The sequence below is a fragment of the Streptomyces griseoloalbus genome (assembly GCA_014650015.1).
In the GTDB taxonomy this organism is placed as follows: domain Bacteria; phylum Actinomycetota; class Actinomycetes; order Streptomycetales; family Streptomycetaceae; genus Streptomyces; species Streptomyces griseoloalbus.
The window spans coordinates 1-11,701 of sequence record BMUD01000046.1; the positions used below are offsets into that span (position 1 = coordinate 1).

4 protein-coding genes and 2 pseudogenes are annotated in these 11,701 nt (G+C 72.5%); 4 read left to right on the top strand and 2 right to left on the bottom strand.

The window, feature by feature from the left end:
* Nucleotides 1-436: 436 nt before the first annotated feature.
* Nucleotides 437-844, bottom strand: a pseudogene (locus tag IE178_RS34510) (transposase); the annotation flags it as partial.
* A gap of 5 nt (nt 845-849) precedes the next feature.
* On the opposite strand from IE178_RS34510, the gene IE178_RS34515 reads away from it, so the two are divergent.
* The 4 genes and pseudogenes from IE178_RS34515 to IE178_RS34525 all read left to right on the top strand — a co-directional run bounded on the left by IE178_RS34515 (nt 850) and on the right by IE178_RS34525 (nt 11,088).
* Nucleotides 850-990 (top strand): hypothetical protein, encoded by a 141-nt coding sequence (locus IE178_RS34515; protein ID WP_229876443.1) that lies wholly within the window; start codon nt 850-852, stop codon nt 988-990.
* A gap of 228 nt (nt 991-1,218) precedes the next feature.
* A complete protein-coding gene (locus IE178_RS34520) occupies nt 1,219-9,732 on the top strand; it encodes a type I polyketide synthase (RefSeq protein WP_193515000.1) in 8,514 nt (2,837 codons plus the stop codon).
* 269 nt (nt 9,733-10,001) lie between these two features.
* Nucleotides 10,002-10,163: pseudogene (locus tag IE178_RS37035) on the top strand (transposase); the annotation flags it as partial.
* Nucleotides 10,164-10,377: 214 nt separating this feature from the next.
* Nucleotides 10,378-11,088 carry an IS3 family transposase gene (locus IE178_RS34525; protein WP_438874441.1) on the top strand — a complete coding sequence of 237 codons (711 nt, stop codon included), beginning with the start codon at nt 10,378-10,380 and terminating at the stop codon, nt 11,086-11,088.
* Between the two features lie 7 nt (nt 11,089-11,095).
* Here IE178_RS34525 and IE178_RS34530 read toward each other — a convergent pair whose 3' ends face one another.
* Nucleotides 11,096-11,386: a hypothetical protein gene (locus IE178_RS34530; protein WP_184766587.1), complete on the bottom strand. Its 291-nt coding sequence runs from the start codon at nt 11,384-11,386 to the stop codon at nt 11,096-11,098.
* Nucleotides 11,387-11,701: the final 315 nt, after the last annotated feature.

Below are 11,701 nucleotides of genomic sequence, written 5' to 3' on the forward strand. Positions count from 1 at the left end.
AACAAGGACCTAGACAATCCTCATTCTTGCTGGTCAGAGGCACTTTTCTCATACCTGACCACCCGTCGGACAGCCCGCTTCATGAAAGCGCGAGGCTAAGGTCAGAAAGAGTCCCCCGCCGACGCGGGGGTGTTCCGGCCGAGGACATGGCGGGGGCCCTGTGGGCTCTGTCCTCCCCGCCGACGCGAGGTGTTCCGAAGATCACGTTCACGGCCGAGGACCTGCGGCGGTCCTCCCCGCCAACGCAGGTGTGTTCCGCCGTTCGAGGTAATCCGCTCCCACTACGTCGCGTCCTCCCCGCCGACGCGGGGGTGTTCCGCGCATCGTCACCGAGGCCCGTAGGCAGGGCTGGTCCTCCCCGCCGACGCGGGGGGTGCCTCTATGTCTTCTGTCAAGGCACCCCTGTCGGGTTTGGGGTGGTTCGGGCTTGCTGGGGTTATGCGGCGAGCTCGACGTTGTTGGGGACGCGGGGTTCGTAGAAGGTGCCGTCGCGGAGCATGGCGAACAGGACGCTGATGCGTTGGCGGGCGAGTCGGAGAAGGGCTTGGGTGTGAGTTTTGCCGCGGGCTCGCTGGCGGTCGTAGTAGGTGCGGGAGGCCGGGTCGGCGTTCATGCAGGCGAAGGCGGACAGGAACATCGCCCGTTTGAGCTGCCGGTTGCCGCCTCGGGGTGCGTGTTCACTGTGGATCGAGGTCCCGGACGACTTCGTGGTCGGGGCGAGTCCCGCGTAGGAGGCGAGGTGGGCGGCGGTGGGGAAGCTGGTGCCGTCGCCGACGGTGACCAGCAGGACGACGGCGGTGCTGACGCCGACGCCGGGCATCGACGTCAGGACCTTCGAAAGAGGACGCCATGCCCGGGCAGATCCGGGGTGCGCTGTGCGAGGACGCCCCGTTTTTCGCGTCCGAACTCGTCCCCATGTACGGCCACTCGGTCCGCCAGGGGGCGGGCCCCCTGTTCGAACTCTTCCGCACGTACCTCGGCGACCAGTAGCCCCGGGGTGCAAGGGCCAGGCCCGCTGGACCATGCGCTGGAAGACCGCACTGAACGCCTTCGGCATCACCTTCGACGGCCGCCTGTCGGCGGCCCGTCAGTAACCCCGACCACCCTGGTTACACCGCACATTTGACAGACCCGTACCGTGCGGCGCCGCTGCCGCAGGGGAACCGGGCGAACCGCGCCATCATCTTCATCCAGGGGTACACGGGAGGGTTCGCACGAGTGAGTACAGACACGGACATCATCAGGCCACTGCCGGAATCGCTCCGAGAGCATGCCCGGCGCCTCGGGGAGAAGGTCGCCTTCCAGGACCGCCGTACGCGGCGGACCTACTCGGACCTGGAACGCAGGACCGGACGACTGGCCGGCCATGTGGCGGGGCTCGGCCTGGCGCGGGGCGGACGGGTGGCCATCCTGCTCGGCAACCGCGTCGAGGCGGTCGAGAGCCTGCTCGCCGTAACCCGGGCGAGCGGGGTGGGCGTGCCGCTGGATCCCGGGAGCTCGGGGGCGGAGCTGGCCCGTCTGCTGGACGACTGTGGCGCGCGCGTACTCATCACGGATGAGGCCCGGCTGGCGCGTCGGCGGGGACTGCTGTCCCGTCCCGGGCTGATCGTGGTGGTGGCCGAGGGCGGTGAGGAGGGCGGGGACACTCCGCCGTCCGGGGATTCCGGGGCGTTGGCGGGCGGGGCCGGGGCGGCGGGCGGCGTTCTGCGGTACGAGGAGTTGGCGTGTACGGAGCCGGGGACGCCCGCCCGGGACGATCTCGGGCTGGACGAGACGGCGTGGCTGCTCTACACCTCCGGGTCCTCCGGCACCCCCAAGGGAGTGCTGTCCACCCAGCGCAACCGCCTCGCGCCGGTCGCGGCGGGCCTCGTCGGTGTTCTCGGTCTGTCGGAGCGGGACCGGGTGCTGTGGCCGTTACCCCTCCACCACGCCATGAGCCAGGTGGTCTGCGTCCTCGGAGTGACCGCGACCGGGGCGAGCGCCATGCTCCCGCCCCGGTTCTCGGTGGCGGAGGTGCTCGGCGAACTGCGCCGTACGGACACCCCCTACACCCTCCTCGGCGGGGTGCCGACGACGTACTCGGCCCTGCTCGACGCGGTCCGGGGCGAGGAGGGTGACGGGGACGGCGGCGGGCTCGGGGCGCCCGCGCTGCGGGCCTGCGTCAGCGGGGGCGCTTCGGCGGGGTCCGAGTTCCGGAGGTCCTTCGAGGCGATCTGCCGGGCCCCCTACCTGGAGCACTACGGCAGTACCGAGGCGGGTCCGGTCACCATGACGGCACCGGGCGGCACAACGGCGGCCGGGTCGTGCGGCCGGGTGCTGCCCGGCACCCGGGTCCGGGTCGGCGGCGGCGCGGACGGACAGGACACCGGCGAGGGCGAGTTGTGGGTGAGCGGGCCCGGAGTCATGGCCGGCTACCACGGCAGGCCGAAGGCCACCGCAGAGGTGTTGCGCGACGGCTGGTTCCGCACCGGCGACCTGGCCAGGATCGAGGCCTCCGGCGAACTCGTGATCACCGGCCGGGCGAGTGAGCTGATCATCCGGGGTGGGGCCAACATCCACCCCTCGGAGGTGGAGGCGGCGCTGCGGCGGCTGCCCGGGGTGGCGGACGCCGCCGTGGCCGGACGCCCACACCCGGTTTTCGGTGAAGTGCCCGTCGGCTATCTGGTCCCCGCGCCGGGCAGCGGTGTACTGGACAGAGGGTCGATCCTCGCCGCCTGTCGTGCGGAACTGTCCGCTTTCAAGGTGCCCGTCGAACTGTACGAGGTGGAGAGTATTCCCCGTACCGCCTCCGGAAAGGTGCGGCGGCATGCCCTCGCCGATCGGCCCGCGCGGACGCTGGGTACGGGGGCGGCCGGGGAGCCGACGGCGGACCTGCTGGCCCTGGTGCGGAGCGAGGTGGCGGCCGTGCTCGGTTGTACGGCGGAGGCGGTGGAGTCCGGAACGGCGCTCCGCGATCTGGGCATGGACTCCCTGACGGCGACGGTGCTGCGGGAGCGGTTGTCGGCGGCGACCGGCCTCCCGCTCTCCGAGGCCATCGCCTTCGACTTCCCCACGGCCGCCGCGCTCGCCGCCCACCTCCATTCGCGGAGCGCCGCCGCGCCGTCGGGCGCCGGGATCGCGCACCGGGGCGTGGCCCGGTCGGACGATGATCCTGTGGTGATCGTGGGGATGGCCTGCCGCTATCCCGGGGGCGTGGCCTCCCCCGAGGAGCTGTGGCGGCTGGTGGCCGACGGGACGGACGCCATCGGTCCGTTTCCCGCCGACCGGGGCTGGGACACGGAGGCGCTGTACGACCCGGACCCCGGGCGGTCCGGCCGGACGTATGTGCGTGAGGGCGGCTTCCTCTCCGGTGTGGACCGCTTTGACCCCGGCTTCTTCGGCATCTCCCCCCGCGAGGCTTTGGCCATGGACCCGCAGCACCGGCTGCTGCTCGAAGTGGCGTGGGAGGCCTTTGAGCGCGCCGGTCTCGTTCCCCGCACCCTGCGCGGCTCGTCGGCCGGGGTGTACGTCGGGCTGATGTACAGCGACTACGCCGGCCGCATCACGGAGGTACCCGAGCATGTCGAGGGCTACCTCGGCATCGGCAGCGCCGGAAGCGTCGCCTCGGGCCGTATCGCCTACACCTTCGGGTTGGAGGGCCCGGCCGTCACGGTGGACACGGCGTGCTCGTCGTCCCTGGTGGCCCTGCACCTGGCGGCCCAGGCGCTGCGCCGGGGCGAGTGTTCCTTCGCGCTGGCCGGCGGAGTCACGGTGATGTCGGGGCCCTCGTCGTTCGTGGAGTTCAGCCGGCAGCGGGCGCTGGCCCCGGACGGCCGCTGCAAGGCGTTCGGCGCGTCCGCCGACGGCACGGGATGGGCCGAGGGTGCCGGCATGCTGTTGCTGAGCCGGTTGTCCGAGGCGCGCCGCGCCGGGCTTCCGGTGCTGGCCGTGGTGCGCGGCTCGGCGGTGAACCAGGACGGGGCGAGCAACGGGCTGACGGCACCGCACGGCCCGGCGCAGCAGCGGGTGATCCGGCAGGCCCTCGTGGACGCGGGGCTGGCCCCCGGGGACATCGACGCGGTGGAGGCACACGGCACCGGTACCCGGCTGGGCGATGTCATCGAGGCGGAGGCGTTTTTGGCGACGTACGGGCGCCAGCCGCGGGAGCGTCCGCTCTGGCTGGGCTCGGTGAAGTCGAACATCGGTCATACCCAGGCCGCCGCCGGAGTGGCGGGCGTGATCAAGACGGTGCAGGCGATGGCGCACGGCATGCTGCCGCGTACGCTGCACGCCGATGAACCGACCGGCCGGGTCGACTGGTCGTCGGGGCGGTTGGCGCTACTGACCCGGGAGGTGGAGTGGCCGAGGACGGACCGCCCGCGCCGGGCGGGGGTGTCCTCCTTCGGCATCAGCGGCACCAACGCCCATGTGGTGCTTGAGGAGGCTCCGGTGGATCGGAACACCCCGTCGCCGGTTTCCGTGGCGGACGACGGGGCCGGGAGCGGCCGTGTCGATGGCGGGGCGGTGCCGGCGTCCGTGGCTGTTCCGGTGTCGGCGAGGAACGAGCCGGGGCTGCGGGCCCAGGCGCGGCGGCTGTACGACCGGGTGGCCACCGACCCGGACGCGGCCCCAGTGGACATCGGGTACTCGCTCGCCACCACCCGCGCGGCCTTCGAGCACCGGGCCGTGGTGGTGGCCCGGGACCGTGCGGAACTGCTCACCTCCCTGCGGGCGGTGGCGGAGGGGGGAAGCCGGCCCGGGGTGCGGACGGGCACGTCCCGTCGCCAGGGCCCGCTGGCCCTGCTCTTCACCGGCCAGGGCAGCCAACGCGTGGACATGGGACGTGAGTTGTACGAGTCCCGGGAACTGCATCCAAGCTTCGCCCAGTCGTTCGACGAGAGCTGTTCCCTGCTCGACCCGATGCTGCCGGTGCCTTTGCGGGACGTCGTGTTCGCCGGCTCCGGCACGGAGACGGGCGTGCTCCTGCACACGACCCGGTTCGCACAGCCGGCGCTCTTCGCTCTGGAGACGGCCCTGTTCCGGCTGCTCGAGGCCTGGGGTGTGCGCCCGGATCTGGTGGCCGGGCACTCGGTGGGCGAGGTGACCGCGGCGCATGTCGCCGGGGTGCTGTCCCTCGCGGACGCCTGCACCCTGGTGGCGGCCCGGGGGCGGCTGATGGACGCGCTGCCTTCGGGCGGTGCGATGGCTGCCGTGGCCGCCGACGCGGACGAGGTGACCGCAGCGGTCGCCCGACTCGCCGGGACAGGGCGTGCGGTGGAGATCGCCGCCGTCAACGGGCCCGCCTCAGTGGTCGTTTCCGGGGACGGGGCCGCGGTGCGGGAGACCGTCGCGTACTTCCGGAAGCGGGGCCGGTCCACGACGCCGCTGCGGGTGAGCCACGCCTTCCACTCCGCGCTGATGGAACCCATGCTGGCCGACTTCGCGGACGTGGTGCGGCACCTCTCCTTCGCCATGCCGCGGATACCCCTGGTCAGCGCCGTATCCGGCCGGGCTGCCACCGAAGAGGAGCTGAGCTCACCGGGGTTCTGGGTGGGCCATGTCCGCCGCCCGGTCCGCTTCTCCGATTCGGTGGCGTACCTCCAGGACCGGGGCGCGGCACACTACGTCGAGCTGGGGCCGGACGGAGTGCTCACCGGCCTGGTCCGCAGCTGCCTCTCCGCGACCGGAGCGGCTCCGGCGGACCCGGGGACGGCCGGAGCGCCCGCCGGCGAGCGGACCCCGACGCCGCTGGTCCTGCCGACCCTGCGCGGAGCGCGGCCGGAGGCGGACGCCCTGCTCGACACCGTAGCCACGCTGCACGCCCATGGAGTGCCCGTCGACTGGCGGGCCGTCTTCGCCGGGCGCGGCGGGCGGCGCGTCACCCTGCCCACCTACGCCTTCCAGCGCCGCCGGTACTGGCTCGACGCCACCCCGCGGCATCGGTCCACTCCCCCGCCGGACGCTCCGGCCCATCCACTGCTGTCGTCCCGTACCGTGACGGCCCACGACGACGGGCTGTTGCTGAGCGGGGTACTCTCGGTGCACGACCAGCCCTGGCTGGCCGACCATGTGGTGGCGGGGACGGTACTGCTGCCGGCGACCGCCTTCGTGGAGATGGCCCTGCACGTCGGTGAGTCGGCGGGCGCTCCCGTCCTGGACGAACTCGCTCTGACCGCGCCGCTGTCGCTGCCTGCGGACGGCACGGTCGAGCTGCAGGTGAAGGTATCGGGGCCGGACGGCACGGGACGGCGGACCGTGCTCTTCCACGCCCGGCCGCACACACCGGCGGGTGACCGGCCCTGGCATCGGCATGCCTCCGGGACGCTCGTACCGGAGCAGCAGCCGACGGACCGCGGAGCGGCTGCGGCCGCGACCGGGTCCGGGGCCGCGACCGGGGCCGGGTCCGGGGCCGGGTCCGGGGCCACGCCCTGGCCTCCGCCCGGCGCGGTGCCGCTGCACGCCGCCGATCCGGATGCCGACCCGTACGAGCGGCTGGCCGGAAGCGGGCTGAGCTATGGCCCCGCCTTCCGGGGCCTGCGCACCGCCTGGCGGCTCGGGAAGGAGCTGTACGCCGAGGTCGCCCTGCCCGAGGCCGCCGGAGCTCCGCTCCCGGGCGCGGGTGGCCCGGGGTTCGCACTGCATCCGGCGCTGCTGGACACGGCGCTGCACGCCCTGGCGCTCGACGGGCGCGCGGCGGACCATGCCGGGACGGGCAGGACGGGTGGTGGTGGGGTGTCCCTGCCGTTCGCCTTCGGCGGGGTGCGCCTGTACACGGTCGGCGCGCGGCGGTTGCGGGTGCGGATCGCTCCCGGGCCGGACGGGCGGGTCGGGGTGGAGCTGACCGACCCGGCGGGCGCGCCGGTGGCCGCGGTACGTTCGCTGACGCTCCGGCCCCTTCCGCGTACCGAATCGGGAACGGCGGATCCGGTCACCGGGGTTCTCCACCGGATGGACTGGGTGCCGCTGCCCGAGCCGCCCATGCCTTTGGTGGTGCCCCCGTGGGGCGTCCTGGGCGCGGTGGGCACACGACCGGTGGATGTGCTCGCGCCCCGCAGCTCCGGCGTTCCGGTGTACGCCCACCCGGCGGCGGACGGCGCGTCACCGGCCGTTCTCGTCGTCCCCTGCCCGCCCCCACCGGACACGGCCGACGGAGCCCAGGACCCCGCGGCTCGGATGCGGTGGGCGGCGGGCTGGGCACTGAAACTGGTACGGGAGTGGCTCGCCGAACCCCGCCCGGCGGACTCCCGTCTCGTCCTCGTCACCTCCGGTGCCGTCACCCCGGACGATGGCGGTCCGGTTGACGGTGGCACCGGTTCCGGGGATTCCGGCGCATCCAGCGGATACCCTTCCCTACCGGCCCACGCACCGGTGTGGGGGCTGGTCCGCTCGGCCTTGCGGGAGAATCCGGGCCGGTTCGCCCTGGTCGACATGGACGATCACCCCGACTCCGTGCGCCTCCTCCCCGCCCTGCTGGCCGCTGCGGCGCCGGAGACGGCCGTACGACGGGGAACCGCGTACGTACCGAAGCTGGTCCGGGTGGCCGAGGCCACGGAGGAACGGCGGTCCCGGCGGCGGCTCGATCCGGAGGGCACCGTCCTGGTCACCGGCGGTACCGGTTCCCTGGGCATGCTGGTGGCACGGCACCTGGTCACCGCCCATGGCGTCCGGCGTCTGCTGCTCGCCGGCCGACGCGGACCGGACGCGCCAGGGGTGGACGAACTCGTCGCGGAACTGGGCGAGTCGGGCGCCGAGGTGACCGTCCGGGCGTGCGACGTCGCGGACCGGACGGCGCTCGCCGCCCTGCTCGACTCAGTGCCTGCGGACCGTCCGCTGACCGGTGTGGTGCACACCGCGGGGGTGCTGGACGACGGCATCGTCCCGGCGCTCACCGCCGACCGTCTGGAGCGGGTGCTGCGGCCCAAGGCGGACGCAGCCCTCGCCCTGCACGAGCTGACCCGGGGACGCGACCTGGCGATGTTCGCGCTGTTCTCCTCGGTGGCGGGTACCTTCGGCTCCGCCGGTCAGGCCAACTACGCGGCCGCCAACTGCGTGCTGGACGCCCTGGCACGGCACCGCAGACGGCTCGGTCTGCCCGGTACGTCGATCGCCTGGGGTCCCTGGCGGCAGGGTGAGGGCATGATGGCGCACCTCGCCGACACGGACCTGCGGCGGATGGCCCGCTCGGGATTCGGCCCGCTCGAGGCGGATGAGGGCCTGGCCCTCTTCGACGCAGCCGTGGCCGGTGACGACCCGGTGGTGGTGGCGGCCCGCCTCGCCCCGGCCGCCCTGAGCGGCGGCGATCCAGCGGCGGCCCGGTCCCGGCCGCCTGTCACCGGCGCAACGGGCACGGGCGGCGGGAGCGGGGCCCTGTTCGGCCGACGGCTGGCGGCCGCTTCCCCGGGCGAGCGGGGCGGGTTGCTGCTCACGGAGGTGCGGGCCCTGGCGGCCTCGGTACTGGGTCACCCGGAGGGGACGGCCGCGATCGACGGGGACGACCTGCTGGCAGACCTGGGGCTCGACTCCCTGGCCGCGGTCGACCTGCGCAACCTGCTCGTGACGTCGACGGGGCTGGCGCTGCCGCCCACGCTGCTGTTCGACTTCCCGACCCCGAGCACGGTCGCCGCCGAGTTGGCGGAGCGGTACGCCCGGGAAGCGGCTCCTCCCGGCGTCACCGGCGCTCCCAGCGGCTTTGGCGCCCCCGAACGGCCGGATGCCATCGGCCACCGGGGCAGCACCGGCCAAACGGCGGACAACGGTGTTCCCGGCGGTCCGGGGACGGCCGGTCCACCGCAAGCCCCGGTGCGGGCCGGGGACGCACCGGACACCGAAGGTGCTTCGGATTCCCTGGGTGCGCTCTTCCGCGCCGCCTGCGACCGGGGGCGGGCCTGGGACGGCATGGCGCTGCTCACCATCGCCGCACGCCTCCGCCCGGTCTTCGACAGCGCCGGGGCGCCCGGTGCGGCGCTCGACCCCGTCATGCTCGCACCGGACGGCGCAGGGCCCCCGCTGATCTGCTTCCCCGCCCTCAGCGCGCTCTCGGGGCCCCAGGAATACGCTCGCTTCGGCTCCGGACTGCGGGGCCTGCGGCCGGTCTCGGCGGTGCGGCACCCGGGTTTCGGGCACGGGGAAGCACTGCCGGCCACGCTGGACGCCCTCGTCACCGCCCAGGCCGCCACCGTCCGCGCGGCCGCAGGTGACGGACCGTTGGTCCTGTTGGGCCGCTCGGCCGGTGGCTGGGTGGCCCAGGCCGTGGCCGAGCGACTGGGGGCCGAAGGCTCCGCCCCGCTCGCCGTTGTCCTGGTGGACACCTATCCCAGCAGTGACGACCGAGGGCAGGTACTCTCCGCGATGACGTCGGACATGCTGCACCGGGCGGCCAAGTTCCTCCCGGCCGACCCGACCCGGCTCACCGCCATGGCCGGGTACTTCGAGCTCTTCGCCGGCTGGAAGCCCTCGCGGCTCGCCTCCCCCACCCTCTTCGTACGGGTCCGGGACTCGCTGCCCGGCACAGAGCCCGCCCCGGTCTGGGATCTGCCACACACCGAAGTCACCGTGCCCGGGAACCACTTCACCGTACTGGAAGAGCATGCCCGTACCACCGCGCTCGCGGTCCACCACTGGCTGGCCGATCCGGACCGACGAACTCCCGATGCCTTGCACCTGTCAGAGGTTCCCGACGGCCCGCTGACGCCCGAGGAGGCCGACTCCGCACATCGTGAGACGGAAGCGCGGGGCAATGGTGGTCACAGGTGAGTGAGCCGCGCTCATCACGCTTGCGGCCCGAGGCAGGAAACTCCGACCCTGTTTGTCTGAGGTTCCCCGTTGCCCGGAAGGGCTTATCAGCTGGCCAGAGCGGGTTGGCGGGGTTTCAGGTTCGCTCGTTCGGTCGCTGCCGGCTCGGCGTAGTGCTTCTCTTCGAACTCATGGATTCAGGGACAGCCGCGGTTCTTTGAGCTGACCCCGGTTTCGTGGAGTCCCTGAAGCCAGGCTCATGATCCTGGCCCGAAGGAGAACCACGAGCGGTGCCAGCACCACGTAAGTACCCGGACGAGCTCCGTGAGCGGGCCGTCCTTGAGGTCCGCGCGACCGGCCGTCCGATCGCGCATGTCGCGAAGGACCTGGGCATTCACAAGGAGGCCCTGCGCGGCTGGGTCCGTCAAGCGGAGGCGGACACCGGCGAACGCGACGACCGGCTGACCACCGCCGAGCGGGAAGAACTGAGGCAACTCCGGCGGGAAATCGCGGAGTTGAGGCGAGCGAACGAGATCCTGAAGGCCGCAAGCGCGTTTTCGCGGCGGAACTCGACCGTCCCCGGACGAAGCCGAGCTGGGGGTGCCCCCTCTGGGGGAGTGATCGAGCACCTCAGGGACAAGGGCCTCGGGGTCATTCGCCTGCCGGGTGCTGGGGCTGTCCGAGTCGGCGTACTACGCGCGCAAGAAGCGGCCGAAGTCGGCCCGCCGGCTGCGGGACGAGCAGCTCATGCCGCTGATCGAACAGGTCCATGCCGACTCCGGCGGCACCTATGGCGTCCGCCGGATCACCCGCGCACTGCGGCGCAAGGGCGTCCACGTGGCACGCTGCACCGTCGAGCGGCTGATGGCCGAGCTGGCCCTCGTCGCCTATGTTCGCACCTGGTCAGGCTGGGTGTACGTGGCGTTCGTCCTGGACGTCTTCTCCCGGACGATCGTCGGATGGCAGGTCGCGAACCGCATGCGGACAGAACTTCCGCTGGAAGCACTGGAGATGGCGCTGTGGAGACGCCGGATCAAGAAGGACTCCGGGCTGGTCCATCACAGCGACCGCGGGTCGCAATCTGTGTCTTCTCGCTACACCGGCCGGCTCGCCGAAATCGGGGCCGCCGCGTCCGTCGGCTCGGTCGCGGACTCGTGTGACAACGCGATGGCCGAGGCGCTGAACGGCACCTTCAGGGCCGGGTTGATCGAGATGCAAGGACCGTGGCGGGACTTCGACCAGGTCGAGCGGGCGATCTTCCAGTGGGTCACCTGGTACAACGAGGAACGGCTCCACTCGGCCCTCGACTACGTACCACCCGCCGAGTACGAACGCGACTGGTGGCGACAACAGCAAGCCACCCCGCAGTCCGCCTGAAACAAGATCACCGGACTCTACGAAACTCGGGGCAGCTCAGGTTCTCCAATGTGCGGACGGCAGCCTGGTGCGGCTTGGTGAGCCGGGCCGCGTTGGTGGCGTCCAGAAGGGTGTCGGCCGTGGTGAGGTGGCTGATCACGCCGCGGATCCAGTGAGGCTCCAGGGCACGTACCCACTGGTCCATCTGCTGCACGGCGTAGAGCGCTTCCCAGCGCAGCAGCTGGGGCAATGGGGCGAGGTGGAACTGGTGCGCCAGCAGATACAGCGGCTGCCCGGGTGCCCACTGGGCAACAGACATGGGAGCGGTACTGGAACGGCAGTCTGCCTCCAGGCACGCCAGTGATAATTGCACAGCCCGCGGGAATTCATGGATGCGCCGACACAGTCGGTGACCATGCAGACGGGCACGTCAGCGAAGGGCACAGCGCGCTCACGGAGCCAGCGTTCGAACCTACCCCTTGCCTTGTGGTACTTGCGGGAGTTGCTGTGGGCAGCGCACAGGCCTCCCGACGGGGCTGCCGCGTGTGCGGCAGCACCACGGGACACCGAGGCCGGGTTAGCGATCACCTCCGTTGACCCCGACACCGACCGCGACGGGACTTGCCGTACCGTC

Excerpts from the sequence above, each read along its gene's own strand:
- IE178_RS34530 (WP_184766587.1), bottom strand. The coding sequence starts at position 11,386 with ATGTCTGTTGCCCAGTGGGCACCCGGGCAGCCGCTGTATCTGCTGGCG.
- IE178_RS34515 (WP_229876443.1), top strand. The coding sequence starts at position 850 with ATGCCCGGGCAGATCCGGGGTGCGCTGTGCGAGGACGCCCCGTTTTTC.